Raw genomic sequence first — 24114 nt, 5'->3', positions numbered from 1 at the left:
GGTCCCCGCGACCGGCTACGTGCCTCACGCTCACGCTCACGCCCGTGCCGGGCTACCGCGAATTGCCGTAGCCCGAGCAAAACCCGCTCGGTCTAGCCAATTTGATTCTGTACGTCGATCTGCTCTAGGGCTGGCCTTGCCAGACCGGCGAGTTAACTCCCAGTAAGACGCTAAAGCGTCAACTGGAAGTAAACCTACAGAACTACGGGCATGCAGCCGTCGCGGGGACCAGCCGCTCAACCTCCACCACCACGCCAGTACGACCAACGGTGGATGTTCACTGTTCAAGTCCCAGTCGGCTCCAAAAACCACGGTACCCCCGACCGGTCAGAGCCGCGCTTGCGAACGGATTTATGGATAATTTGGTCAATTACCACTATCATATCAGTACGTCCGGTGATAGATATTAACTACATGTTAGCAGGATATCTCATAACCTCCAATTCATGCTGTGGTTGGGATTTAGACGTTTGACGAGTAAATGTTCAATTGACAGTTCTGAATAACTCTGATAAATTTGTCCCATCGGAAGCAATGGAGGAAAATCACATGTTTAAATTACGTATGCACATCCTCAGTTCATCATCACGGTCTACCACCGCATTTGTGTAGACTGTCTTTTGAGCTTCCCGAACGGTCTCGCAGGTGCTAACCACACTTACTGTGAGACCGCGATATACGATATAACCGTAAATTCGCGTCCCTCACAGAATGGCTGTGGGGGACTTTTTGTAGAGAGCGGAGCCCCGCGGGTAGAAACTGGAGCGTAACCTGCTACGGCGGTGAAGCCCGGGCTTGGCTTCATTGCCGTAGCAGGTTACGCGCAAGTTTCTGCGGGGCGCAGCTCGTTTTCGAAGCAGAGAGCGGAGCAGGCCGTTTAGAAAGCAGAGTATAAGGTACTATCGCCGAAAGGCCCGTACTTGGCCTTTTGGTGATAGTACCTTATACGTCGCTTTCTGGCCTGCGCAGCTCGTTTTCATACGCACGAGTAACACGGGAGCACCTCCGGGACATTGTCGTGGTTACTGTTTTGTCCGTAGCCAGAACGAGAACAGTTGCGTGTCAAGCGACATGGATTACTATAATTGCGGCTGCAGTTAAGCCCATTTTTGGCCTTTTGGTGTTAGTAGCTTATGCGTCGCTTTCTGCGTAGCGCGTTTCCCGTCCAACTCTCCGCCCCAAACCCCATCCCAGGCCTCAAACCTATTTCCCCGCCACTAACGCACACACCCCCAAAGGAGGTAGCATCATGCCTACATACAACTTTGCCGCCGGTCCGGCCGTCATGCCGGAACCGGTTATCAACCAGATTCAGCGCGAACTGCCATCACTCGGTGGTTCCGGAATGAGCATCACGGAAATTTCTCACCGTTCGGCTGCATTCACCGACATTATTGAGCGCGCGGAGGCCGATTTGCGGGCGCTGATGGATATTCCCGACGATTACGCCGTTCTGTGGATGCAGGGCGGCGGCACCGGTCAGTTTGCCGCCGCACCTTTGAACCTCGCCACCACGCACCAGCGCATTGCGTTGCTCGACAGCGGTCACTGGGCGGTGCGGGCCGGCGACGAAGCGACCAGTCTGGGGTTCAAAGTGGACGTGGTTGGCAGTACCAAAGCTGACCATTACCACACACTCCCGGAGTTGGCACACCCATTAACCGCCGGCACGTACGATTACCTCCACATCACCACGAACAATACAATCGAGGGCACGGCGTTCCATCAGTTACCCGCGACAAACGGAACCACGTTGGTGGGGGACATGTCGTCCAACATTCTTGCCGAACGGTATAACGTCCGCGACTTTGGCCTCATCTTTGCGGGAGCACAGAAGAACTTGGGCCCCGCCGGCGTAACGATTGTTATCGTTCGGCGCGACCTGGTTCACCAAGTGTCGCACTTGCCCAGCATGTTGAATTACCAGTTGTTTATGGACAAGCATTCTTTGTATAACACCCCGCCAGTTTTCGCAATCTACGCGTGCGGGTTGGTGCTGCAGTGGCTGCGCGAGCAGGGCGGCGTGGACGAAATGGAGCGGCGCAACCGGGAAAAGTCGGGCCGACTATACGACTTTCTGGATGAATCAAAGTTGTTTTACAACCCAGTTACCTCCAACGCGCGATCCCTCACCAACGTACCGTTTATGACGGGCGACGCGGATTTGGATGCGCAAGTCATTGCGGCCTGCCAGGCGGCGGGTTTGATGAACCTGAAGGGCCACCGAAGCGTGGGCGGCCTGCGCGCCAGTTTGTACAACGCGCTACCACTAGCGGCAGTGGACGCGTTGATCGATTGCTTATACCACTTTGAAAAGGATCACGCGTAGACGCGTACAGGAGGACTGATTATGTTTCAAGTAAAGACATTTAACGCCATTGCACAGGTGGGACTCGATTCGTTTACTAACAATTACGCGGTCAACCAGACGGACGCCGCGGACGCGTACCTGATCCGGTCGGTGGACTTACACGGCGCGACTTTGCCCGCTGCTTTGAAGGTCATTGCGCGTGCCGGCGCGGGATTCAACAACATTCCGTTGGATTTGGCGACGGCGAACGGTACCGCGGTGTTCAACACCCCCGGCAGCAATGCCAACGCGGTTAAGGAGCTGGTCATCACGATGCTGGTGGCGGCGGCCCGCAACGTCTTTGCGGCAGCGGAGTACGCCGGCCACAATAGCGGCGCCGACATTTCGACGCGGACGGAGCACGACAAAACTAAGTTCAACGGCACCGAGTTGATGGGCAAAACGTTGGCAGTCATTGGCGTGGGGCACGTGGGGGCGTTGGTTGCCCACGCGGCCAGCGATATGGGGATGAAGGTGGTGGGTTACGACCCGTACCTGTCGGCGGACGACGCCTGGCATATTCCCACGAGCACCGTACGGGCACGGACGTTGGCGGTGGCGCTGGCGAACGCGGACTACGTGACGGTGCACGTACCGAAAAACGAGGAAACCACGGGGATGATTAGCACGGCAGAGCTGGCGATGATGCGGCCGGACAGCGTCCTCCTCAACTTTGCCCGGGGTGGCATCGTGGACAACAAAGCCGTGGTGCACGCGTTGGACGAGGGCCGGCTGCGACAGTACCTGACCGATTTTGGCGACGACGTGATCCTGGGGCGCGATGATGTGGTGGTGACGCCACATATTGGTGGCTCGACGCTCGAGGCGGAGGCGAACGGCGCGGTGCAGGGGGCGCAGACCATCATGAGCTTCCTGGAGACGGGGAACGTGAACCACAGTGTGAACCTGCCGACGTTGCAGGTGCCGTTCACGACGCAGTACCGGTTGACGCTGATGCACCAAAACAAGCCGAACATGGTTGGGCAGATTGCGACCATGTTGGCGCAGCGGGGAATTAACATTGAGGGCATGAGCAACGCGGCAAGGGACGACGTGGCGTACAGTATTATTGACGTTAACCAGTTCACTGGGGCGCAGGACGCGGAGCTGCTGGGGAAGTTAAAGCAGATTGACGCGGTGTACCGGGTGCGGTTGTTGCGGCGGCCGGAGCCACAGGTAATTTAGCGGGCGGCCATTGACAAGCAAAATGCGCTTGTGTAGTATCGTAAATAACTTATTAATTAAATAGCTATTGGGTCGGTCCGTCGTCGGGCGGTCGGCTTAGGCACTCACCTCACAATCGTAGGCACGGCGCATGGCGCTGGAAGGTTGTGGGGTGGGTGCTTTTTGTTAGAGAGCGGAGCAGGCCGTTTAGAAAGCAGAGCATAAGTTACTGCCACCGAAAGGCCCGCACTTGGCCTTTTGGTGGCAGTAGCTTATGCGTCGCTTTCTGGCCTGCGCAGCTCGTTTCCATACGCACGGGTAACGCGGGAGCGCTGTACCGTCTAGCCGTTAAAGTAGCGGTGAAGCCCGGGCTTGGCTTCATTGCCGTAGCGGGTTACGCGCAAGTTTCTGCGGGGCGCAGCTCGTTTCCATACGCACGAGTAACGCGGGAGCGCTGTAGCACTTACCACTCTGAGTAGCGATAAAACCCGATTGCCGTAGCAAGTTGCCCTAAAGTTTCCGCAAGGCCACACCCCGCCCGCCGCCACAACACACCAATACCCAATAGCGTGGGAGGTACACATAATGTTGTCAGTCTACTTAAGGGGGATGCTCATCAGCATCGCACTCGTTAGTTCTATCGGTATGCAAAACTTATTCGTGTTCAATAGCGCCATGAGCAACCGCCTCCCTCGGGCGCTGCTCATTGCAGTCTTTGTGTGGATTGCCGACACTACTTTGACCGTGGTGGCCTTCCTGGGGATGGGCGCCATCATTACCCACTACCAGTGGCTGAAACTGGTCATTCTGCTGGTGGGTGGCTTAGTGGTGGTATGGATGGGCTGGGGGATTTTACGCAGCGCAAATGCCACCACCATTGGTAATGATGACGCGGTGATGCCACTCAAAGAGGCGTTCACGGGTGCGTGGGTCGTCGCCTTTGCCAACCCGCAGGCGATTATCGACACCAGCGTTTCCTTTGGCGCGATGCGGAGTACGCTCACCAATAGCGAGGTGTTGCCGTTCTTGCTGGGCATTCTTTCCAGCACGGTTTTGTGGTTCTTCGGCATTACGTTAGTGATTGGCACACTAAAAAAACCGCCTACCACGGCGGTTTCTACTTTGGGTCAACATCATTTCCGGCGCCATCGTCATGATTTATGGTGCGACGCTGGTGGGCAAAGCGGTCATGATGATTATTTAGGTAACCCTAGTGACGTTCCGCTACCAGATGTTACTTTGTTTCTGCCTGCCTCAATTTGTGCATTAGAACCCACTCCAGGAATTAGGCGTGTCAACGTACTTGAGCAAGTCCAATAGTTCGGCGGGCACTTTATTATGGTGTTCCAACGCGTAAAGTGACACTGTCGGTTGGAATTTGCGCCGGTCATCGTAAAATTTCTGGTTGTCAGCGGCCGCGGCGTCCACTTTGCGTAACAAGGCGACCAGGTGTTGGTCGGCCGCAATGTCGGGGTCGTTCAACGCCGTCGACACCAGCTGACTAATGTGTTGATAGTAATCTGTGTCTTTGGGCATGGCTGTGCCTTCCTTCTATGGGGTCTAGTAACCCCAGTGGATTTGACTCAGTTGACCCAGTTCGTCGACTAGTGCGTTGGCAGTGTCCGATAGTGTCACACTATTATCCTGGATGGACTTGCCGACGTCTACGTTCATGCGGCTGAGGATAAACGGTACGGACTGTTTTTGTTGGGTGAGCTCTTCGCGGTACCCATCCAGTTTCGATAATAGCGCGTCGGACTGGTTCACTTCCGGGCAATCAATCAACTTATTAATGATTTCAATGGCCTGCTGACGGCGGTCGTTGCCACCGCTAAACCATTTTACTTTGGACGATGTGTTTTTAACTGACTTCATAATATGTACCTCCCAGTTTGATTGCAGGACTAATTGATTGAGCCTCAGTGGTAAACAGCTAATATTTGGCACCATCCGGTAGCAGGTGTTGCGTTACAGGTTGGGGATGCCGGACATGAACTTGTTGGCAATATCTTCGGCTAGCCCCTCCATGTCAAAGAGGGTAGTCCGTTGCTCTAGCGTCAGTTGGTAGTTGTCCGCACTCATTTTAGTCCTGATGATGTGACTAATTGGTTTTACTTGTGGTGCAACATTGGCGCCCTGAATTTTCTTGTCGGCGGTACGAGCTACGGTCTGTTTGATGGTGGCCACGATTTGTTTGGAGTCGGAGTCATTTTGTTGTTCAAATAGGTGTTGCAGTTCCAACATTTTCGCAATGAGTTTTTGTTTTGCTTCCATTTCTATGCCTTCTTTGTGGGTTAAGGAACAAAGTTTCTAAAACTGACTTTTATCGCCGTACGCCGTTTTGTAGGAACCGTTCAGGCCGGCGCTTTGGCCTAACTGGCTCAGTTGAGAAATTACCTCATCCTGGGCTTGTGTATAGGCAATTTTTTTCGGTATAGCCGGTAAAGCGGAGATAGTTAGCCAGATGGTTAGCCGTCACTTCCGGACTCTTGCGGTCTAGGTGCCGGTAAGCCTTAAGCAACGATTCGCGAATTTCGATAGTTTTGCTGTCACCGTCCGTTGCCAGTTGGTTGTATAAATCATCAATCAGATGCGCGACTTTTTCACGCTGTACGTTCTTTTGATCCATGAAATTAACCTCCATGATGCAGTGTTAGATGGAACTTTAATTATGAATATTATATTGATGATGTTTACAAGGACAGTATACATCTAGTGCGAGATTGTCTGCGACAAATTAACGCCATGATTTAGGCATATTGGTGTAATTGATGTACGGTTAATTGAATGTGAAATTTAAGCGTAATTGACGTCACTTTACCTATGTGGTAAAGTGGAAGCGTGAGGTAGAGAGCATGGAATACTTTGGCGAAACGGTTAAGCTAACTAAAGTTTTAAATGATGCTAGATTGCGAGTTAAAAAAATTTGGCAGCGATCACTCTAAACGAATTGGTCAGCGACTTTCCGAGTTTGAAAGTGCGAGTACCCTTGACGATATTTCCAGATTACCACCGGCCCGCCTGCATCCACTACATGGAAATTATGATAATCATTTTGCGGTCGACGTTGGACCCAATTGGAGAATGATTATTGAGGGTTATGATCGCTTTGATGAACTGACAACGAAGCCGGCTGACGCGGTAACTATAGTCATCGTTAAAATTGAAGATTATCACTAAGGAGGGGTATTTATTATGCTAAATCGAAACAACAAAATTTCCCCGACAGATATTGGCGATTTTTCCGCAGCCGACACCATTGAGGAAACGCTCGCCTTCCAGAACATTGAGCATGCGGACTTTGCAAAACGAATCGGCGTTTCGGAGAAACATCTTTCGCAAGTCCTACACCGAAAAGCGTTTATTTCTCCAACCGTAGCGTTATCCATTGAGAAGGTTACGGGTATTCCGGCGCGTATGTTGTTAACGTTGGACGTTCAGTACCGTCTAGCGCATACTGACAAACCGACTCGGAGCAGTAAGCCAGATGATCAGAAATATTTGAAGCAGTACGATTGGGCCACCGCGTAGCGCCGATATTGATAGGATGGCTACGTAACGCAAAAATAATGCAAAAGGGGCGTGTACGTCCGGGATACTTTCCCGGGTGTACACGCCCTTTCAATGTACCAATTAAGAACAGCGTAAGCTCAATATCTATATTCAGCCTTCAATCATTCCAACTCGTCAATCGCCACGCGAATCGTCGCGATATCGGTCGGGGACGTCCGGCAACAGCCGCCAATGATTGCGGCCCCGGCGGTCACCCATTCAGGGACGAGGTCGGTGAAACTTGCCGCGTGCGGGTTCGTTACCCAGGTTTTGGAGCTGGGATTGTACGTATCACCGTTATTCGGGTACACGATCAGCGGCTTTTCGGTGGCCCGCCGCAGGACGCGGAGAGCGGGGGCAATCATGGTCATATCGGTGCAGTTAACCCCCACAGCCTCAATTTGTGGATTGTCGTTCAGTGCTGCCGCCGCCCGCGCCAGTGGTGTGCCATCGGCGAGGTGGTGAGCGTCGCTGATACTAAATGATACCCAAGCGGTGAGGTCAGGAAATTCCTGCCCCAGCAGTTCCACGAGGGCAGTCACCTCATCGTTGTTAGGCTGGGTTTCAAAGGCAAAGAGGTCCACGCCAGCGGCCGCCAATGCCCGCATCCGCATCAGGTGAAAGTCGTGGTACTGGACGGGACTTAACTGGTACTTACCTGTGTACTCACTGCCATCAGCGAGAAACGCACCGTACGGGCCCACGCTTCCCGCTACGAGGCGCTCCTGACTACGGGTGGCGGAATCGCGGGCTACCTGGCGAGTGCCACGGCTTCCGTGATGATTTTGCTGCTAACTTGATGGTCGATGCCCTGCTGCGCAAAGCCTTGCGGGGTCGCCTGGTACGTGTTGGTGGTCGCAATGTCGGCCCCCGCCGCGAAGTAATCAGCGTGGACGGCCTGCACGGCGTCGGGGTCGGAGGTCAAAGCGAGTGCGGACCAGAGACTGTTGTTGGTGTCCACACCGCGACGGTCAAGTTCCGTACCCATGGCGCCATCATTGACCAGGTAGTGGCGTTGGTTAAGTAGATTAGTTAATGGATTCTGCATAGATGCCTGCCTTATTTGAGCGCTGTTCATAATTGAGTTCCGCCATGCAGAAGGTGCCGTGTAAGCAATCCAAAGTATCAGGCAAAACCCGCCTGCCACTCTGTATCACTTACACTCTACCTTCTAACCGCATGGCTCCGCTCTGTTTTTTTATTCGAGCTCCTCAAACCTGAAAGCTATACGTAACTCAGTTTGTCCCAAAGACCAAGTGCGGGTCTTTCGGCCAAACTAAGTTCCGCTCCGCTTTCAACCCGGTTTGTTCCGCTCTGTTTTTACTTGCCCCTCCCACCCCCAAAGTGAGATAGTGATTCACAAGCGTATTAATGATATTGTAGCACGCCGACGGACACCTGAAAATTTTATCCGGGGCAATAGCACCGCTTCCGGACGTCCTGGGGCGATTTGGCGTGTTGAACATAACTATGGGGGTATTACTTTGGCAGCACAACGCGAAACTTTACAACGCAAAATGGAATCGCGCCACCTATTGATGATTTCACTGGGCGGGGTGATTGGTACGGGGCTATTCCTCAGCTCCGGCTACACCATCCACCAGGCCGGGCCGATTGGGACCATCCTGGCATACGGCATTGGCGCGGTAGTGGTCTACCTGGTCATGCTGTGCCTCGGCGAGCTGGCCGTGGCTATGCCTGAGACTGGCTCATTCCACGTGTACGCCGACCGGTTTATCGGGCCGGGTACGGGGTTCACGGTCGCCATCCTCTACTGGTTGACGTGGACCGTCGCGCTAGGATCGGAGTTCACCGCAGCCGGGTTGATGATGCAAAAGTGGTTCCCGGGGTCGCCCACGTGGGTCTGGAGCTTGCTGTTTATGGTGGTAATCGTCGTTTCCAACGCGCTGTCCGTCCGCTTCTTTGCCGAAACTGAATTCTGGTTCTCCAGTATCAAAGTGGTGGCGATTGTTGTGTTTATCCTGCTCGGCGCACTGGCAATCGTGGGTGTCATCCATCTGGACGGTTACCAACACGCCCCGTTATTACACAACCTCACTAAGGATGGCTGGTTTCCTACCGGATTCAAAGGCGTATTCACGACGATGTTAACCGTCAACTTTGCCTTCTCTGGCACCGAACTCATCGGGGTGACTGCCGGTGAGACCAAGGATCCGGCGCACAACATTCCGCAAGCTATTCGCACCACGCTCATGCGGCTGGTGATTTTCTTTATTGGCAGTATTTTTGTGATGGCGGCCCTGATTCCGTGGCAGGACGCGGGGGTCAACCAAAGTCCGTTCGTCCTGGTCTTCAACCGCATGGGTTTACCGTTTGCCGGCGACCTGATGAACTTCGTGGTGCTGACTGCCATCCTGTCCGCCGCTAACTCGGGACTCTACGCCTCAACGCGGATGCTGTGGTCGTTGGCCCATGAGGGGACGATTAGCCGCCGCTTTGCCCAGACCAGCCGCCGTGGCGTACCGCTGCTTGCTCTAGCCGTCAGCATGGTGGGCGGCATCCTCGCGCTAGCGTCCAGCGTGGTGGCGGCCGGCACCGTTTACCTCGTGTTGGTTTCCATTTCCGGGCTGGCCGTCGTGATTGTGTGGATGGCGATTGCGTTGTCAGAAATTAACTTCCGGCGGCAATGGTTGGCGCAAGGGCACACGGATAGCGAACTCAAATTCCGCACGCCAGGTTTCCCGGTGGTGCCATGGGCTGCACTGATTATGAGCCTGCTGTCGTGCGTCCTGATTGTCTTTGACCCCAACCAACGGAGTAGCCTGCTGTACATGTTGCCGTTTATCGCGCTGTGTTACGGCTTTTACTACGGCCGGGCAGCGTGGCGGCGACGTCGCGAAAGCGTTTCTAAGCCTTAAATTAAAAAAAAGATTGTAAAATGTGTTGACAAAGCTGTCGCTCACTAATAAACTAGCCGTATTGAATTAGCAAAGCAAAGGAGAACATTGCCATGATTATTAAAAACACTACAGCATCCATACTTCGTCTTCTTTTGCGTTGCTAGCCTTGTTGTTGAAGTAAGGACCCGGTTGCGATTTCTAATCGCTAATTGAGTCCTTGTTCACTTTGGCAATGGGGCTCATCCGGTAAGTTAACGGCGGACCCTGTTGCAGCAGTTGCTGCAAGCGGGGCCCGCCGTTTTTGGTTGGGTGGGCACATAAGTACCAGGTAGTCAGGCACCACACATAATTTGGGGAACCACATAGGTTAAAGGAGACCGGGAAAATGAAGAAGACTTTCAAACGTATCGCAATGGGCTTTGCCGCCGCAGCTATGGTGGCCGTGATGGCAGGGTGTTCCAGTTCAGCTAAGGCAAAGGGTAACAACGCCAGTGGCAACACCATCAAAATCGGGGTTAACATGGAGCTCTCTGGTTCCGTTGCGGGCTATGGTGAGCAACAGAAGAAGGGGATTGAGCTCGCCGTTGATAAGATCAACAAGGCCGGCGGTATCAAAGTTGACGGTAAGAAGATGAAGGTGAAGGCCGTCTATCGCGACAACAAGTCGTCTACGACCGGGTCCGCTTCCGTAGCCGCCCAGCTGGTCAACAACGATAAGGTAGTCGCAGTCGTTGGGCCCGCAACCACGAACGACTCAACAGCAGCTATCCCCAACGTCACCAAGGCTTCCGTAGCGATGGTTACACCATCAGCTACTGACGCGGGCTACACGATGCAAAAGAGCGGCAAGGTTCAGCCGTACGCATTCCGGGCATGTTTCACTAACGACTACCAGGCTGGTGCCGCTGCCCGCTTTGCCTACACAACCCTCAAATCACGCCGAGTAGCTATCCTGGCTGATAACTCGAGTGACTATGGTACCGGGCTGGCCAAGGCATTCAAGTCCAACTTTAAGGGCAACATTGTTTCCACCCAGTACTTCCAGGAAGGCGACAAGGACTTTAACGCCACGCTGACCAGCCTGAAGGGCAAGAAGTTTGACGCTATCTACGCACCTGGCTACTACTCTGAAATTGGTCTGATCGTTAAGCAGGCGCGTCAGATGGGTATCACGGCACCAATCATCGGTTCCGATGGTATGGGTGACCCAGCCCTGGCAAAGATTGCTGGTAGCAGCAACGCCACTAACGTATACTACAGCACGCCATTCTCCACGAAGTCCGCGGACACGAACAGCACGGTTAAGACGTTCATGTCCGACTACCAGAAGAAGTTTAACGCTGAAGCACCAACGTTCTCCGCGCTGTCTTACGACTCCGTATACATGGTCAAGGCCGCAATCGAAAAGGCCAACTCCACGAACTCGGCTGACATTGCCAAGGCGATGGGTAAGATCAAGAACATGAACGGTGTTACCGGGAAGATGAGTGTTGATAGCAAGCACAACCCAGAAAAGACCGTTTCAATTGAACAAATGACTGACGGCAAGATTGTGAAGGCTACTCAGTTAAGTAACATGGGCCGCTAATGACCCAGCGCATTAACAGTCCAGGGCGGGCGCTTCCTAGTGAAGTGACGGCCCGGGACTGTTTGTGCGTCGCAGGGTGTGACCACCCGCAACGTGCGTAACGGTAGGTTGCGGGGCCACCCGTTGTCAATTTACAGGAGGTCGGCTTGTGCATACAATCATGCAACAACTAATCAACGGCATCTCGCTTGGCAGTATTTACGCACTGCTGGCGTTAGGCTACACGATGGTCTATGGGATCATCAAGCTTCTGAACTTTGCGCATGGTGATGTGTACATGCTCGGGGCATTTTGGGGCTACTTTGTCATTAATTACTGGCACTTCAACTTTATCTTTGCGCTCATCTCGACCATGGCGATTACCGCGCTGGTGGGCGTCATCATCGAGTTTCTGGCCTACCGCCCACTTCGCCACGCACCACGAGTGGCCGCGCTCATCACGGCAATTGGGGTGTCCTACTTTCTGGAAAACGGGATGTCGTACCTCTACGGTGCGAGTGCCCGCAGTTTTCCGCAGGTCATCAAGCAACATAATTACCACGTGGCCGGCATCAGCATTTCTAACATCCAGATCATCATTCTGGGTACGGCCATTTTCCTGATGGTGGCCCTGCAGTTTGTCATTAAGCAGACCAAGATGGGCAAAGCCATGCGGGCAGTGGCCAACGACCCGGATGCTGCCCAGCTGGTGGGGATTAACCCCAACCACGTGATCTCCTTCACCTTTGCCATCGGCTCCGCGCTCGCGGGTGCTGGTGGGGTGCTCATCGGGCTGTATTACAACTCTATCGACCCGCTGATGGGGATGACGCCCGGCATTAAGGCGTTCGTTGCGGCCGTTGTCGGTGGCATTGGTTCCATTCCGGGCGCGTCAATCGGGGGCTTCCTGATTGGTATCCTCGAGACGGCGACGCAGGCTGTGGGGCTCTCCGCGTACAAAGACGCGGCGGTGTACGTGGTCCTGATCATCATCCTGCTGGTACTGCCATCCGGGATTTTCGGCAAGAACAAGAAGGAAAAGGTCTAGGTGAACGCTATGCAAAGAAATATCAAGGCAAATGCAATTTGGTTATTAATCATGATCGCCGGCTTTGCAATCATCGATGCGTGTGAGTTCGCCGGCCTGATCAACACCTTCATCGAAAACGCGTTGGTGACCATCGGTATTAACGTGATTCTTGCAAGTGGCCTCAACCTCATCATTGGGTTTACCGGCCAGTTTAGCTTGGGTCACGCCGGGTTCATGGCCATTGGCGCGTACGCTACGGGGATTTTGACCGAGTACGCGACGACCGCGTGGGCTTCTGGTTGTCTGTAGTTCTCGGTATCGTGATTGCGGTGATTGCCGCTATCATCATCGGGGTACCGACGCTGCGTCTGCGTGGTGACTACCTGGCAATTGCGACCATGGGTGCATCGGAAATCATCCGCGTGGTGATTAATAACCTCAAAATCACGAATGGTCCGTCCGGGATTTTCAACATTCCGATGTACGCTACCTGGCCGGTTGTGTATGTCGTCATGTGTATCGTCCTCATTATGACCGTCAACTTCATTCACGCTCGTTCCGGTCGCGCCGTCATTTCGGTGCGGGAGGACGAAATTGCGTCGGAGGCGGTGGGCCTGAACACGACAAAGTGGAAGCTGTCCACCTTCGTCTTTGGTGCCGCAACCGCCGCAGTAGCCGGCTCGCTCCACGCCAGCTACATTCAGACGATTGCCCCCAGCGACTTTGGTATCATGAACACCATTGCCATCCTGATTATTGTGGTGTTAGGTGGAATTGGTAGTATGACCGGGACCGTCGTGGCCGCCGTGGTGCTCGGCGTGATTGACACCGTGCTCCAGAACTTCGGGACCCTGCGGATGGTCATTTACGCACTAGCGCTGATCCTGCTGATGGTCTTCAAGCCGTCCGGTCTGTTGGGCCGGCACGAGCTGTCGTTCCGGTGGGTCGGTAAAAAAACGTAAGGTGGGGGGAACAGAATGAGTACAATTCTAGAGTTACAACACGTCAGCGAAGTCTTTGGCGGCCTCACCGCCGTGGACGACGTCTCGTTCGAAGTTGAACGGGGCTCGCTGGTTGCCCTCATCGGCCCGAACGGTGCGGGTAAGACCACGCTGTTCAACGCGATTACCAGCGTGGTCCCGCCCACCAGCGGTCGCGTACTCCTGCACACGGAGCAGGGGACGGTTGAGCTGAACAAAAAGGCGGCGTACCAGGTCGCCAAGTTGGGGTTGTCACGCACCTTCCAAAACATTCGCCTGTTTGCGGATATGAGCGTGCGTGATAACGTGGCGGTGGCCATGACCAGTAGCTACCGTGAAAGTTTCGTGGCGACGATGTTACGCCTGCCGTCCTTTTATAAGAAGGAAGCCGCCGTACGCGAACGGGCCGACCAGTTGCTGGCCGACTTTGACCTCACACCGTACGCGGACACGGAGGCGGGCAACTTGCCGTATGGTGAGCAAAGGCGCGTGGAAATTGTGCGCGCGCTGGCGACGTCGCCGCAAGTGATTTTCCTGGATGAACCCGCTGCGGGGATGAACCCTGAAGAAACCGCGGACCTGATGCGTTTGATTCGCAAACTCCAGTCGGACTACCACGTGACGGTGGTGCTAATTGAGCACGATATGTCGCTGGTAATGAATCTGGCCCAGCGCATCTTCGTGCTGGATCACGGCAAGCTAATTGCGGACGGAACGCCGGACGAAATTAAGGCCAATGAGGAAGTGGTTAGTGCGTACCTAGGGGGTGGCGTTCATGCTTAAAGTCGAGCACTTGGTCGTTAACTATGGTGCCATCAAGGCGGTCAAGGACGTCAGCTTCGAGGTGCACACGGGCGAAATTGTGACGCTCATCGGGGCAAACGGTGCGGGTAAAAGCACCATCCTGAAAACTATCTCGGGTATTATGCGCGCCAAAGCCGGAACGGTAACCTACGAGGACAAGGTGATCAACCTATCGAGCGCGTCACGAATCGTCCAGTTGGGTATTTCACAGGTGCCGGAAGGCCGGCACGTCTTTGAGGGCCTCAGCGTCCTGGAAAACCTGCAACTGGGTGCGTTTACCCAGCCACGCGGGGCGGATATCTCCGCGTCTTTGGAAGAAGTCTTCACGCGCTTCCCGGTGCTGGCGGAACGGCGTAAGCAGGATGCGGCGACGCTATCCGGTGGTGAACAACAAATGTTGGCCATGGGTCGCGCGCTGATGGCGAAGCCCAAGCTGTTGTTGTTGGACGAACCGTCGATGGGGCTATCGCCCATCTACATTCAGAAGGTGTTCGACATCATCAAGACCATCCACGAGCAGGGGACGACCGTGTTGCTGATCGAACAGAACGCGACGCAGGCGTTGAGCATTGCCGACCGAGCGTACGTCTTGGCGAGCGGCGAAGTCAAAATGACTGGCACCGGCGCCGAACTCCTCGCCGACGCTCAGGTCCAGGCCGCGTACCTGGGTGGGTGAGGGGCCAATGTAGTGGTTGCCGGCAGCGTTGGTCGGGCTGGCGAGCTGCGGCTTACGTGGGGCGAACTCGCGGGCGGACTTGGGGACTGCGGCTTACGTACTCCGCCGTAGGTTGCTACACCCGCACGCTCCGGACGTTCCGTCCTCCCGCGAATTCTGGAGACAAAGGAAACCACTTTGTCTCCAGAATTTGCCGCTGTAACTCGCTTTGCTCGAACAGCGCTCTGGGGTCGTAGCAACTACGTCTCCGGGTACGACGCCTCCGTCCCCAAGCCCGCCCGCGGGTTCCCGTCATATCGATGGGTTCAATACCATTATGGTTGCACCTCGGTCTGTCAGCCTGATTATTGCGGGCGTGCTGTCTATATATGTAAGATCAACAAACCCGTCCGGGTAATCCTGGACGGGTTTGTTTATTCTAATGTGGTCCATATACCCGCGGTCGGTAGAGCGGGCATCATCACAATATTGTACTAACTCTGTTTGCCATCGCGGTACAGGTTGGGGAGGTCGGCCAAAAATTGCTTGCGGACCTTGTCCGTGGTTAGATTTACTTCACCAAAATGAATCCAGTTGGTTTTGCTGGGGTCGATACCAAGATCGGCAATGGTTCGATTAATCAAATTGCCCTGGATTGGGTCGCCCGCTTGCTGCTGAAGGTAATCCTTTGGGACCGTGGAGGTAGTAATCACGGTTGCTTTGTTGATGTACGTCAACAGACCGCGCCATTCCGGTGATTCCACGTATGCGAAGCCCCTTAACATCACTTTGTCAAAGAAACCCTTGAGCTCGGCGGGGATGTTGTACCACCAAATTGGGGTGATGACAATTAGCTCGTTGGAGCGTTCAATCATCCGCTGATAATCTTTGACCAGTTGGTAAGGTGTCTCGCCGCGACTGAACAGACGCAGCTCCTCAGCGGAATAACGGGGGTCAAAGCCATCTTGATAGAGGTCGATTACTTGATAATCTTGACCCTCAGATTCAAAGTAATCGGTCAAGCGTGTCAAAATAGCATGGTTGAAACTACCAGAATACGGATGGGTATACACGATTGTTTTCATTTTGTCCGCACGTCCTTTCGTTATTGGTTTCAGCATATGTTATGCTGAACGACAGAACAAGTACGGTAATTAAGGTGCGGTACTAACCCAAAGGAGAGTGTGATGGCTGATATTGATTACATCACGGAAAACCGGTTGGAAGATACGGGCTTTGCCTATACGCTGCGACTGATTGGCGGCAAGTATAAGATGCAGTTGCTCTACGCGTTGGCGTTGAACCACGGTCCGATTCGCTACAACGCACTCAAGCGACTGCTGGCCCCAATTTCGTTTAAGACGCTCACCAACACTTTGCGAGAGCTTGAGAATGACGGTTTGGTCATACGTAAGGAATATCCGCAGGTGCCGCCAAAGGTCGAGTACTCGTTGTCAGCGCGCGGCGAGTCGCTCGTTCCGGTTATGGATGATATTTGTAGTTGGGGAGAGAGGCAGGCTGTTGTCCACAAAAAAAGCAACTGTGATTGCGGGTGATTTGATGTAGCATGTGGACCTGCGAGCGGTGTCGGGGGCTCCCACCTACGTGCCTTCCGTCAGTAGAGCATAACTAGAACATTTCCAAGCAGTAAAAACATGCAGGTGTATTCGATGATTAAAAATCAGTAGAATTATCGCCAGATGAATGATTTCTACAGTAGCGTGAGACCGCGTCGGTCGGGCTGGTGAGCGTAGGCGTGTGGGGTCGGAATGGTAACCACTGCCGGGGTGTAACGCCGTAGGAACGTAGTGACGTACGGCGCGACGAGTTCCAAGACCGGCCGGTGGGTTTCCGGACGGGCTTGGAATCGCACCGGAAACTCACCTGGCTTGGTGAGTTGGAGGTTTCGCCCTAGCAGTGGATTACCATGGAGCACCCCACGGAAGCCGTAGCTCACCAACCCGGCCAACGCTGTCGTGAACACCTACCGTAGCAATCACGGCGGAAGGCACGTAAGCCGCAACCCCCAACGCCGCCCGCAGGTTCCGAACCCCCACCCTCACCTTCACCCGATATAGTCAACCATGTGACTTTATTTTTTTTTGTTAATTGCATTATCATAATAGCACTAGGGTGGTAACGGTTACATCATCCTGCTGAAATCTGTTGTTATTTATCAATTGGGGTGCCCACGCTCCTTTGCAGTGCACCTACGAGAGGGGTAAGTCATTATGACGTCAATTGAACGTGATGTGCAGTACGACGAGCGTCTAGATTTGCGTACCGACCTGTATCCAGCGACTACCACTGAGCAGCGGGGGACCGTCCTCCTAATTCACGGCGGCGGCTGGTTCCGGGGCGATAAGAGCAAAGAGACCAAGGCAGCCTCGATCTTCGCGGACGCTGGCTACCAAGTGGTGGTGCCCAACTTCCGCCTCGCACCGGATTACCTGTATCCCGCGCCGCTGGTGGACATGGATAGCTTGGTTACCTGGCTACGGCAAAGTGGCCGCATTGATGACCACGTGGCCGTTGTGGGCGCCTCCAGCGGTGGTAACATGTCCGTTGAGGTGGGCCTGAAGTATGGCTGGCCGGCCGTCTCCCTTTCCGGCATCATCAACATCGAGGAGTGGCTGGCTGCGCACCCCGACGTTGTGGGCACCCTGGCTCACCAGCGCCCGCTGACGCTGACTCCACGGCTATTGATCAGGATGGGGCCGACGATGAATTCTACAAGGGCTTTGTCGAGCAATACTTTGGTGCTGCTAAGGAGTACCACCTCGGCACGCCGTACCACCACGTGACGGCCAAAGCTGGCCCCATGTATCTGGCTAACTCGCTAAATGAGTTCGTGCCGAATGACGGGGTGCTCCAACTAGAAGCTGCTTTGGTAGCCCAGCAGATTCCCGTCACCACACGCTTCTTGCCGGGAATGCGCCATGGCGAAGCGTACCTGGATGACGTGGAGAAAGACGTGCTGAACTTCATCGCTACCTGGATTTAACTTACGGCGCTAAAATACGACCCTGACTGCCCACGTAGGTGCGTCAGGGTCGTTGTTGTATTAAGGCACTTATTTGAGCCGGTTAACCATCCTGGCAGTGTATTCAGTCCGTTCGGGATGCCAGATCCGCTGGTTGAGGTCCAGCGTCGCCCACGATAATGTGTAAGGTTGGGCTACATGCTGGAATAATTATTCTCGGCGGGTTACGCTTATGGTCTAGGGACTTAGCACCTGGTGTACGTGATCACGGCGCTGAAAAAAACTGACTAAAAATAACGTTAAGAGGTTAATGAATTGGTAGCTTATAAAACGGGTTTAATGCGGCCGGCAGATTTAAAGACGGTGATTGAAGGGTCCGGGCTCAACCGGCGGACGGATGATGAACACCGGCTGACGGGGATGATTGAAAACGCGGACGTGCTCATCAGCGCTTGGGATGGGCAGCGGCCCGTCGCCTTTGTCCGTGTGCTGACGGATTATGCCGATGTAATTTATATCGCTGACCTGGCGGTGGTGGCGGACTATGAGCGGCAGGGGATTGGACGGCACCTCATTGGCCTGGTGACCGAGGCCGTGGGTGCCGACAAGAACGTGGTTTTGGTCGCGTCACCATCCGCTGCAGATTATTACACGCACCTTGGTTTCACGCGTAACGATCGGGGCTATGTGCGGCCCGGGAAGGCCGAGTAACCGGGCTTTTAAGCCGCCGTACCTTTGCGTGGTTAAGTAATCCGTGGCACCAGTACGAATAAATTGATGAGGGAGTTGAACAAATATGCACGTTGCAATTATCGGCGCCGGCCCCCGCGGCCTGGTGGAGTTACAGCGATTAGTTGAATGGCAGCGCCAGACAAAGCGGTTTGAGCGCCTGCAGGTGACCGTGATTGATCCGTACGGAGTTGGCGGCCGCGTTTGGCAAATAGACCAACCGCACGCGCTGCTGATGAACACCAACCCCAATAACGTAACGTTGTTTGCCGACCATACGGACCAGATTACCGGTCCCATTGTGACGGGTCCGGACTTGTACGATTGGACGCAGCGTGATGCCCGCGACTTTATCGTCGAGCACGCGCCCGCGCAGAGTGCGGCGTTATTGGCTGAAATCGCGAGATTCGGCCGAACGGCTTTGCTTCTCGCAGTCTCTACGGCGCATACGCCGCGTGGTTCTACGCGTACGTGCTGAAGTCGTTGCCCGACAGCGTTACGGTGCGTCTCGTTCAGGAAGAGGTGCGCGCGGTTACGCCCCAGGACGGACAGTACGTAGTGGCGACGGCCGGGCCGACGCTGCTGGCTGACAAAGTGGTGATGTCACTCGGCCACACCGAGGACGAGTTGTCACCCGAACAGCACGAACTGGCGCGGTTTGCCCAGGAGTACGGCTTACATTACGTGACGCCGACGCACCCGCAGGAATATGACTTTACGGCCATCAAGGCACATGCGACCGTTATTTTGCGCGGCCTTGGCCTCAATTTCTTTGACGCCGTCACGTTACTCACGCAGGGACGTGGTGGGCGGTACTTCCGCGGCGATGACGGGTTGCTACAGTATCAGCCATCAGGACGCGAACCGCAAATCGTGGCGGGCTCCCGCCGCGGCTTTCCGTTACGGGCCAAGGGTGTGTACACGACTGCGGAGAGTGACTTTGTCGGTCAGTTTGTGAACATGGACTGGATCAACAGTTTTACGGAGCCAGGTTCGTTGAGCGGCAAGGAGCTGTTACAGCGCGTTCAACGAGAAATAGAGTACGCGTACTACCAGGTGCTACTACCAGAACGGTATCCTGATGCCGATGCGGCCGCGCTCCTGGCTAACTTTGCGGAAACTGGTCGGTCAGATCACCTAATTGAGGTGGCGAACGTCCGGCCGGAGGACCAGTTCAACTTTGACGAACAACTGAATCCGGAAAAGAAGTACCCGTACAGTGATCAGCGGGACGTCATGCTTGCCTACCTCACGGATGACGTGCGGACGGCGCAGCGCGGCACCAAAGAGGGACCAACGGCCGCTGCGTTGGAAGTGCTCCGGGATATTCGGAACGATATCCGTGCCATTGTTGAGCGGCGGCTACTCAGCGGTGACGATTATTACCACTACATTTTGAGTACGTTCAAACGGGCCGACGGGTACTTGGCGGTCGGACCGCCGGACACCCGTATTGAGGAGTTACGCGCGCTAGTCCAGGCGGGCGTTGTCACTATTTTGGGCCCCGAGATGGCGGTCAGTTTCGACACGCAAGCCGGACGGTTCAAACGTGGTCCAAAACCTACCCGCAAACACAGTACTTTGCGGATTGCCTAGTTGAGGCGCGGCTCCCCGCCATTAACGCGGAAACCACGATCAATCCGCTCATCCGCTCCCTCTTTGACCAGCAGTTGGCGCATCCCCAAGCAATCGACGTTGAGGGTGACGCCAAAAAGACGGGGGCCGTAGCGATTGATCCGGTCCGCTCGCAATTACGTCCCGGGACGGTGGCGAGTCAGGGCATCTTCTTCTGGGGCGTACCCACGGAGAGAGAGAACTGGTTTACGACGACCAGCCCCCACCCGGATTTACCGGACACCGTCATTAAGGGCGCTGACCGGATTACGGCGCAGATATTTGGGACGGTGGAGTAGGTTTTGTCGATTCCTCTCTTCAGTTATAGAGGGTGCAGCCGCGAGAAACTCACCCCCAAATTGAAATTTTTTTGGAGGATTGTGACAGAAGCCTTTAGCACACGAACGATACATCGTGGTCGCGCGCCAAAAGGTAGCTTACTAATATACAAGACGGCGTCAGTGGAAATCCCGAACTTAGGATTTACACTGATGCATCTTGTATATCGGGAGCTAACCGCCTTTTGGCACAGTCCTCAACACCACATGCAAATGGCGAACACTGTTACCCCGTGATGGGGCGAGCAGTGTTCGCCATTTGTGGTTAGGTTAGGGTTGTTGCGGCCGCTTTATGCCGGTGCTGGAGCTGGCTTAGGGTCTGGATGCTGGTCGTGTCCCTCATCCTTACTGTCTTTGCGTTCCTTATCGGACTTCTGCTGGGCAATTTCTTCCTTGGTCAGCATGTCCTTTACCGTCATCTCCACGCCCGTCACCGTCAGGCCCGTCATCTGCTTGACGTTCTTCGCGATGGCGGTGGTCAGTTTGTCAAAGATGGATGGGGCGTTTTCGCCATAGTGGAGCACGGCGTCGAGCGATACCGTGACCGTCTGGTTGTCGTCCATGTTTACGTCCACGCCCTTAGTAGGGTCGGTGACCTTGCGGAAGAAGCCGGTCATGTTAGCAACCATTCCGCCTTCAAGCGAGTACACGCCTGCAACTTCGCTGGCGGTAATGCCGACAATTTTGGCCACTACGGCATCGTCAAATTTCAGTTCCTGGTCTACTTTGGTTGTTGTATCTTTCATTGTATCCATAATTGGGTCATCCTTTCGTGTTAGCGGTTTTGCTGCTGCCATTCGCGTTTGGTGAGCACGTCCTTCACGTTCATGTTGAGGGCGACCACCTGGAGGCCGGTCATTTGTTTAATGCGCGCACTCACACGCTCGCAAAGTTGGTGAAAGAGGGCCTGCGCGTCGCGGTCAAATTCTAGCAGTACATCGACGTCAATCGCCACCTGCTGCTCGCCCACGTCTACTTTGATGCCCTTGCCCGTGTTGTCGCCCTTGGTGAAAGTGTCGGCGATGGTATCCATCACGTTGCCGTCCATCCCCAAGATACCGTCAACTTCGTGCGCACAGAGCGCCGTGATTTTAGTGATGACCTGGTCGTCAAACGTGAGGCGACTATTGGCCATCAAGTCGTTGGTTGTGGTTTCCATATGCATCGCTACCTTTCCTTGTCGAACAGGTTCTTACCGGCAGTTAACCATTGCGCAATTGCGGGCCAGTTGGGGACTAGGTAGCGGGCCACGAGTAGGCCCACAATGCCGCCAAGGAGGGCGAGTAAGAGTCCACCAAAGCCGAATTGTAACCAAACAATGATTGCGGCACAGCCGGTGAGGCCGCCAACTATTTCTTTGCTCATATTGCCTCCTCCGGGTTAAACCACCCGTACCGCGCCCTTCTGTTGCTGGCTGGCCGGCTCGAGGTGTACGTTGACCCGTTTCACGGGGACGCCGAGGCTGGCCGTGACCGCGTCTTTGGCCGTCTGCTCAATATCGGTGGCTAACGTGGTGAGACCGTCACGCTGAATGGATGTTGCGTTCACCTGCATGCGGGTCACCTGACGCCGGCGCATGGTCACGCTGACGTCCACTTGGCCCACGGGATGTTGGGCGACAATGGCTTTGGTCACCGTGTTTTCGACGGCGCGGCGGTCTAAAGTCAGTTCACCCGATGGCGTTTGTAATGCCAGCCGACTGGTGGTGGACCGCCGCAAAATTGCGACTAACAACATAATCACAAAGACCGCGGCGGTCACACCAGTTAGGGCCAAAAGCGTCGGCTGTAGCCACTGGGATTGGTCCTGGTAGTAAGTCATGGCTTCCGGGACGGGCCAGAGTAGTAATGCAAAGGCGGCCGCGTCGAGTAGACCCACAATTGCAACAATGCCAAGAAACAACTTTGTTAATGGGCGCATAGGTTCGTCCCCCTACGTACGGGAGCGACTGCGCATGCCACCGATAATTAGTGACACGATGAAGACCACGATAATCGCCCCGATAATGGCTGGAAAGATGGCCATGTCGGCAACGTGTGGTCCCCAGTCGCCCAGCAGGCGGGTACCCAGCCAGGCCCCGGCGAGCCCACCGATAATGTTACCGACCCAGCCCAACGGCATGTCCCGGCCCACTATCGCCTGACCAATAACGCCAATGATGGCTCCGACAATAAGCATCCAAATGAAACTAAGCATGTTAATCATCCTTTCGTGTGTTGGTCTGTGTCTCCCCTAATTCAAGCTTAACAAGGTGAATTATCGAAAAGCAACAGTAATCTTAATGTTGTGCATAAGTTATATTATGATAATTTGCATTTATCGACCGCAACAAAATCGAACGGTAGAATAACAGTGCGTTGATACCGGTAAAGCGCTATCATTGAGTTGTAGATAAGTGGCAAAAGGGGGCCCAAATTATGGCTGACATTTATTTGGCAATTGACGTGGGTGGTACGAATATTAAGTACGGGTTGATTGATCGTGCTGGCAACTTGATGGAAAAGCACACGACGCCGACGCCGCGCAAAAGTTTTGACGATTTTATCGAGACGGTGAACCAAATTATTGATCGGTACGCGTCGCGGTTAAAGGGTGTCGCCTTCAGCGTACCGGGAACCGTAGTGCACCCACAAGAACTGGTCATTGGCGGTGGAATGGTACCGTTTTTGGACCAAAAGGAATTGCCACAGTACGTGCACGTTCCGGATGGCGTGCCGCTGGCGGTTGAGAATGACGGTAAGTCGGCCGCACTAGCCGAAATGTGGCTGGGCAACTTACACGGGGTGGTCAACGGTGCGGCCATCGTGCTTGGTACCGCAATTGGTGGCGGGTTAATTATTAACCGGCATTTGTATACGGGCTCACACTTCCAGGCGGGTGAGTTTAGCTTTATGTCGGATAGTCATGACTTTAGCGAGCAAAGTCTGCTCGGATTTCACGCTGGCTCGGCGGTCGGCATGGTGGAACGGGTCTCAGCGGCTTTGGGCCTGCCAACGAGAAATGATGGGCGTGCGGTGTTCGAGCAGATTAACGGTGGCAACCCGGATGCGCTGCGTATTTTCCGGGACTTTTGTCGGGAAGTGGCGTTGCTGATTGTGAACGTGCAGTCGGTGGTTGATATGGAGCGGTTTGTCATCGGTGGTGGCATTTCGGCGCAACTGATTGTGATTACGGAAATTAACGCGGCGTACCAGCAGGCGCGACGCGAGATGCCGCTGCTGGACCGAACTTTGGTGCAACCGGAAATCTTAGCGGGCAAATTCCAAAATGACGCGAATATGTATGGGGCGTTGTACAATTTGCTGATGAAGGTTAACGGTGAAGATGAGGAAACCCAGTGGGGTGTGCACCGGTAGAGCATGATGGCCGATGGTCGGCGGTTCTGGCCGGTGGCGGTGCCGCGGGGTACTACGACTTTGTGGACCGCTCCACGGTGACCGCTGCTCGTGGCTGGTCGTACTGGCGCGGTGGCTCCGGTTGAGCGGCC

The 24114-nt window shown here is 54.5% G+C and carries 30 protein-coding genes and 1 pseudogene; 19 read left to right on the top strand and 12 right to left on the bottom strand.

Annotated features, from left to right (window positions below):
* The first annotated feature begins 1249 nt into the window (after positions 1–1249).
* From serC to JCM12539_RS09585, 3 genes are all read left to right on the top strand, one after another.
* Positions 1250–2329 carry a 3-phosphoserine/phosphohydroxythreonine transaminase gene (serC, locus tag JCM12539_RS09595; protein WP_054651037.1) on the top strand — a complete coding sequence of 360 codons (1080 nt, stop codon included), beginning with the start codon at positions 1250–1252 and terminating at the stop codon, positions 2327–2329.
* Positions 2330–2350: 21 nt separating this feature from the next.
* A complete protein-coding gene (locus JCM12539_RS09590) occupies positions 2351–3535 on the top strand; it encodes a phosphoglycerate dehydrogenase (RefSeq protein WP_054651035.1) in 1185 nt (394 codons plus the stop codon).
* A 564-nt stretch (positions 3536–4099) separates the two neighbouring features.
* Positions 4100–4834, top strand: a complete 735-nt coding sequence (locus JCM12539_RS09585; protein WP_156302168.1) for a LysE/ArgO family amino acid transporter — start codon at positions 4100–4102, stop codon at positions 4832–4834.
* On the opposite strand, the gene JCM12539_RS12810 is transcribed toward JCM12539_RS09585, so the two are convergent.
* The 4 genes from JCM12539_RS12810 to JCM12539_RS09570 form a co-directional block, all read right to left on the bottom strand.
* Positions 4781–5050, bottom strand: coding sequence for a bacteriocin immunity protein (locus tag JCM12539_RS12810; protein ID WP_056957111.1), 270 nt, complete (start codon positions 5048–5050; stop codon positions 4781–4783). The genes JCM12539_RS09585 and JCM12539_RS12810 overlap by 54 nt on opposite strands.
* A gap of 24 nt (positions 5051–5074) precedes the next feature.
* A complete protein-coding gene (locus JCM12539_RS09580; RefSeq protein ID WP_054651031.1) occupies positions 5075–5389 on the bottom strand; it encodes a bacteriocin immunity family protein in 315 nt (104 codons plus the stop codon).
* Between the two features lie 93 nt (positions 5390–5482).
* The gene (locus tag JCM12539_RS09575; protein WP_054651029.1) at positions 5483–5788 is read right to left on the bottom strand and encodes a hypothetical protein; all 306 of its coding nucleotides are present in this window, start codon (positions 5786–5788) and stop codon (positions 5483–5485) included.
* A 124-nt stretch (positions 5789–5912) separates the two neighbouring features.
* A complete protein-coding gene (locus JCM12539_RS09570) occupies positions 5913–6143 on the bottom strand; it encodes a bacteriocin immunity family protein (RefSeq protein WP_054651027.1) in 231 nt (76 codons plus the stop codon).
* A 566-nt stretch (positions 6144–6709) separates the two neighbouring features.
* Between JCM12539_RS09570 and JCM12539_RS09560 the strand changes: the two genes are divergently transcribed.
* Positions 6710–7045, top strand: coding sequence for a helix-turn-helix transcriptional regulator (locus JCM12539_RS09560; protein ID WP_156302166.1), 336 nt, complete (start codon positions 6710–6712; stop codon positions 7043–7045).
* Positions 7046–7188: 143 nt separating this feature from the next.
* On the opposite strand, the gene mmuM is transcribed toward JCM12539_RS09560, so the two are convergent.
* Together mmuM and JCM12539_RS15285 are read right to left on the bottom strand one after the other, a co-directional pair.
* Positions 7189–7770 carry a homocysteine S-methyltransferase gene (gene mmuM / locus JCM12539_RS15290; RefSeq protein WP_369396099.1) on the bottom strand — a complete coding sequence of 194 codons (582 nt, stop codon included), beginning with the start codon at positions 7768–7770 and terminating at the stop codon, positions 7189–7191.
* Between the two features lie 47 nt (positions 7771–7817).
* Positions 7818–8114: a homocysteine S-methyltransferase family protein gene (locus JCM12539_RS15285; RefSeq protein WP_369396098.1), complete on the bottom strand. Its 297-nt coding sequence runs from the start codon at positions 8112–8114 to the stop codon at positions 7818–7820.
* A 469-nt stretch (positions 8115–8583) separates the two neighbouring features.
* Here JCM12539_RS15285 and JCM12539_RS09550 point away from each other — a divergent pair, with 469 nt between their 5' ends.
* From JCM12539_RS09550 to JCM12539_RS09525, 6 genes and pseudogenes are all read left to right on the top strand, one after another.
* Positions 8584–9945: an amino acid permease gene (locus JCM12539_RS09550; protein ID WP_054651041.1), complete on the top strand. Its 1362-nt coding sequence runs from the start codon at positions 8584–8586 to the stop codon at positions 9943–9945.
* A 367-nt stretch (positions 9946–10312) separates the two neighbouring features.
* Positions 10313–11515, top strand: a complete 1203-nt coding sequence (locus tag JCM12539_RS09545; protein WP_054651025.1) for an ABC transporter substrate-binding protein — start codon at positions 10313–10315, stop codon at positions 11513–11515.
* Positions 11516–11663: 148 nt separating this feature from the next.
* Positions 11664–12542, top strand: coding sequence for a branched-chain amino acid ABC transporter permease (locus tag JCM12539_RS09540; RefSeq protein WP_054651024.1), 879 nt, complete (start codon positions 11664–11666; stop codon positions 12540–12542).
* Positions 12543–12551: 9 nt separating this feature from the next.
* Positions 12552–13486: pseudogene (locus JCM12539_RS09535) on the top strand (branched-chain amino acid ABC transporter permease).
* 15 nt (positions 13487–13501) lie between these two features.
* Entirely contained in the window at positions 13502–14287 is a 786-nt protein-coding gene (locus JCM12539_RS09530; RefSeq protein WP_054651022.1) for an ABC transporter ATP-binding protein, read from the top strand.
* Positions 14280–14984, top strand: a complete 705-nt coding sequence (locus tag JCM12539_RS09525; protein WP_054651020.1) for an ABC transporter ATP-binding protein — start codon at positions 14280–14282, stop codon at positions 14982–14984. The genes JCM12539_RS09530 and JCM12539_RS09525 overlap by 8 nt, the downstream gene beginning before the upstream one ends.
* A 473-nt stretch (positions 14985–15457) precedes the next feature.
* Here JCM12539_RS09525 and JCM12539_RS09520 read toward each other — a convergent pair whose 3' ends face one another.
* Positions 15458–16048, bottom strand: a complete 591-nt coding sequence (locus tag JCM12539_RS09520) for an NAD(P)H-dependent oxidoreductase (RefSeq protein WP_054651018.1) — start codon at positions 16046–16048, stop codon at positions 15458–15460.
* Positions 16049–16150: 102 nt separating this feature from the next.
* On the opposite strand from JCM12539_RS09520, the gene JCM12539_RS09515 reads away from it, so the two are divergent.
* The 7 genes from JCM12539_RS09515 to JCM12539_RS09480 all read left to right on the top strand — a co-directional run bounded on the left by JCM12539_RS09515 (position 16151) and on the right by JCM12539_RS09480 (position 20588).
* A complete protein-coding gene (locus tag JCM12539_RS09515; protein ID WP_054651016.1) occupies positions 16151–16519 on the top strand; it encodes a winged helix-turn-helix transcriptional regulator in 369 nt (122 codons plus the stop codon).
* Between the two features lie 675 nt (positions 16520–17194).
* Positions 17195–17767: an alpha/beta hydrolase gene (locus tag JCM12539_RS09505; protein ID WP_054651012.1), complete on the top strand. Its 573-nt coding sequence runs from the start codon at positions 17195–17197 to the stop codon at positions 17765–17767.
* Between the two features lie 17 nt (positions 17768–17784).
* On the top strand, positions 17785–17967 hold the full coding sequence (locus JCM12539_RS14210) for a hypothetical protein (RefSeq protein WP_225350332.1): 183 nt from the start codon (positions 17785–17787) through the stop codon (positions 17965–17967).
* A gap of 294 nt (positions 17968–18261) precedes the next feature.
* Positions 18262–18657 carry a GNAT family N-acetyltransferase gene (locus JCM12539_RS09495; RefSeq protein WP_054651008.1) on the top strand — a complete coding sequence of 132 codons (396 nt, stop codon included), beginning with the start codon at positions 18262–18264 and terminating at the stop codon, positions 18655–18657.
* An 85-nt stretch (positions 18658–18742) separates the two neighbouring features.
* Positions 18743–19153, top strand: coding sequence for an FAD/NAD(P)-binding protein (locus JCM12539_RS14820; protein ID WP_054651006.1), 411 nt, complete (start codon positions 18743–18745; stop codon positions 19151–19153).
* Positions 19081–20271, top strand: a complete 1191-nt coding sequence (locus JCM12539_RS09485) for an FAD/NAD(P)-binding protein (protein WP_082405458.1) — start codon at positions 19081–19083, stop codon at positions 20269–20271. The genes JCM12539_RS14820 and JCM12539_RS09485 overlap by 73 nt, the downstream gene beginning before the upstream one ends.
* Before the next feature lie 74 nt (positions 20272–20345).
* Positions 20346–20588: a hypothetical protein gene (locus JCM12539_RS09480; RefSeq protein ID WP_054651002.1), complete on the top strand. Its 243-nt coding sequence runs from the start codon at positions 20346–20348 to the stop codon at positions 20586–20588.
* A 329-nt stretch (positions 20589–20917) separates the two neighbouring features.
* Here JCM12539_RS09480 and JCM12539_RS09475 read toward each other — a convergent pair whose 3' ends face one another.
* The 5 genes from JCM12539_RS09475 to JCM12539_RS09455 are packed head-to-tail and all read right to left on the bottom strand — an operon-like array spanning position 20918 to position 22823.
* Positions 20918–21382, bottom strand: coding sequence for an Asp23/Gls24 family envelope stress response protein (locus tag JCM12539_RS09475; RefSeq protein WP_054651000.1), 465 nt, complete (start codon positions 21380–21382; stop codon positions 20918–20920).
* A gap of 20 nt (positions 21383–21402) precedes the next feature.
* The gene (locus JCM12539_RS09470; RefSeq protein ID WP_054650997.1) at positions 21403–21792 is read right to left on the bottom strand and encodes an Asp23/Gls24 family envelope stress response protein; all 390 of its coding nucleotides are present in this window, start codon (positions 21790–21792) and stop codon (positions 21403–21405) included.
* A gap of 2 nt (positions 21793–21794) precedes the next feature.
* Entirely contained in the window at positions 21795–21992 is a 198-nt protein-coding gene (locus JCM12539_RS09465) for a hypothetical protein (RefSeq protein WP_054650995.1), read from the bottom strand.
* 15 nt (positions 21993–22007) lie between these two features.
* Positions 22008–22547, bottom strand: coding sequence for an alkaline shock response membrane anchor protein AmaP (gene amaP / locus JCM12539_RS09460; protein ID WP_054650993.1), 540 nt, complete (start codon positions 22545–22547; stop codon positions 22008–22010).
* Between the two features lie 12 nt (positions 22548–22559).
* Entirely contained in the window at positions 22560–22823 is a 264-nt protein-coding gene (locus JCM12539_RS09455) for a GlsB/YeaQ/YmgE family stress response membrane protein (RefSeq protein WP_054651039.1), read from the bottom strand.
* Between the two features lie 221 nt (positions 22824–23044).
* Between JCM12539_RS09455 and JCM12539_RS09450 the strand changes: the two genes are divergently transcribed.
* Both JCM12539_RS09450 and JCM12539_RS13260 read left to right on the top strand, forming a co-directional pair.
* Positions 23045–23983, top strand: coding sequence for an ROK family protein (locus tag JCM12539_RS09450; protein ID WP_054650991.1), 939 nt, complete (start codon positions 23045–23047; stop codon positions 23981–23983).
* Positions 23965–24108, top strand: coding sequence for a hypothetical protein (locus JCM12539_RS13260; RefSeq protein WP_156302165.1), 144 nt, complete (start codon positions 23965–23967; stop codon positions 24106–24108). Before JCM12539_RS09450 ends, JCM12539_RS13260 begins: the two co-directional genes overlap by 19 nt.
* The last annotated feature ends 6 nt before the right edge of the window (positions 24109–24114 follow it).

It is taken from the genome of Lacticaseibacillus pantheris DSM 15945 = JCM 12539 = NBRC 106106 (genome assembly GCF_001311175.1).
Taxonomy (GTDB): Bacteria; Bacillota; Bacilli; order Lactobacillales; family Lactobacillaceae; genus Lacticaseibacillus; species Lacticaseibacillus pantheris.
Note: the sequence above shows the minus strand (reverse complement) of the source record. Positions and strands in the feature narration are given on the sequence as shown.

What these genes read in the sequence shown, in the direction of transcription:
- JCM12539_RS12810 (WP_056957111.1), bottom strand. Translation starts at nt 5,050, where the DNA reads ATGCCCAAAGACACAGATTACTATCAACACATTAGTCAGCTGGTGTCG.
- JCM12539_RS09475 (WP_054651000.1), bottom strand. Translation starts at nt 21,382, where the DNA reads ATGGATACAATGAAAGATACAACAACCAAAGTAGACCAGGAACTGAAA.
- JCM12539_RS09525 (WP_054651020.1), top strand. Translation starts at nt 14,280, where the DNA reads ATGCTTAAAGTCGAGCACTTGGTCGTTAACTATGGTGCCATCAAGGCG.
- JCM12539_RS09560 (WP_156302166.1), top strand. Translation starts at nt 6,710, where the DNA reads ATGCTAAATCGAAACAACAAAATTTCCCCGACAGATATTGGCGATTTT.
- serC (WP_054651037.1), top strand. Translation starts at nt 1,250, where the DNA reads ATGCCTACATACAACTTTGCCGCCGGTCCGGCCGTCATGCCGGAACCG.
- JCM12539_RS09505 (WP_054651012.1), top strand. Translation starts at nt 17,195, where the DNA reads ATGACGTCAATTGAACGTGATGTGCAGTACGACGAGCGTCTAGATTTG.
- JCM12539_RS09585 (WP_156302168.1), top strand. Translation starts at nt 4,100, where the DNA reads ATGTTGTCAGTCTACTTAAGGGGGATGCTCATCAGCATCGCACTCGTT.
- JCM12539_RS15285 (WP_369396098.1), bottom strand. Translation starts at nt 8,114, where the DNA reads ATGCAGAATCCATTAACTAATCTACTTAACCAACGCCACTACCTGGTC.
- JCM12539_RS09590 (WP_054651035.1), top strand. Translation starts at nt 2,351, where the DNA reads ATGTTTCAAGTAAAGACATTTAACGCCATTGCACAGGTGGGACTCGAT.
- JCM12539_RS09470 (WP_054650997.1), bottom strand. Translation starts at nt 21,792, where the DNA reads ATGCATATGGAAACCACAACCAACGACTTGATGGCCAATAGTCGCCTC.
- JCM12539_RS09530 (WP_054651022.1), top strand. Translation starts at nt 13,502, where the DNA reads ATGAGTACAATTCTAGAGTTACAACACGTCAGCGAAGTCTTTGGCGGC.
- JCM12539_RS09570 (WP_054651027.1), bottom strand. Translation starts at nt 6,143, where the DNA reads ATGGATCAAAAGAACGTACAGCGTGAAAAAGTCGCGCATCTGATTGAT.
- JCM12539_RS09465 (WP_054650995.1), bottom strand. Translation starts at nt 21,992, where the DNA reads ATGAGCAAAGAAATAGTTGGCGGCCTCACCGGCTGTGCCGCAATCATT.
- JCM12539_RS09520 (WP_054651018.1), bottom strand. Translation starts at nt 16,048, where the DNA reads ATGAAAACAATCGTGTATACCCATCCGTATTCTGGTAGTTTCAACCAT.
- JCM12539_RS09545 (WP_054651025.1), top strand. Translation starts at nt 10,313, where the DNA reads ATGAAGAAGACTTTCAAACGTATCGCAATGGGCTTTGCCGCCGCAGCT.
- JCM12539_RS09515 (WP_054651016.1), top strand. Translation starts at nt 16,151, where the DNA reads ATGGCTGATATTGATTACATCACGGAAAACCGGTTGGAAGATACGGGC.
- JCM12539_RS09550 (WP_054651041.1), top strand. Translation starts at nt 8,584, where the DNA reads ATGGAATCGCGCCACCTATTGATGATTTCACTGGGCGGGGTGATTGGT.
- JCM12539_RS09575 (WP_054651029.1), bottom strand. Translation starts at nt 5,788, where the DNA reads ATGGAAGCAAAACAAAAACTCATTGCGAAAATGTTGGAACTGCAACAC.
- JCM12539_RS14820 (WP_054651006.1), top strand. Translation starts at nt 18,743, where the DNA reads ATGCACGTTGCAATTATCGGCGCCGGCCCCCGCGGCCTGGTGGAGTTA.
- JCM12539_RS09455 (WP_054651039.1), bottom strand. Translation starts at nt 22,823, where the DNA reads ATGCTTAGTTTCATTTGGATGCTTATTGTCGGAGCCATCATTGGCGTT.
- JCM12539_RS09580 (WP_054651031.1), bottom strand. Translation starts at nt 5,389, where the DNA reads ATGAAGTCAGTTAAAAACACATCGTCCAAAGTAAAATGGTTTAGCGGT.
- amaP (WP_054650993.1), bottom strand. Translation starts at nt 22,547, where the DNA reads ATGCGCCCATTAACAAAGTTGTTTCTTGGCATTGTTGCAATTGTGGGT.
- JCM12539_RS09450 (WP_054650991.1), top strand. Translation starts at nt 23,045, where the DNA reads ATGGCTGACATTTATTTGGCAATTGACGTGGGTGGTACGAATATTAAG.
- JCM12539_RS14210 (WP_225350332.1), top strand. Translation starts at nt 17,785, where the DNA reads ATGTATCTGGCTAACTCGCTAAATGAGTTCGTGCCGAATGACGGGGTG.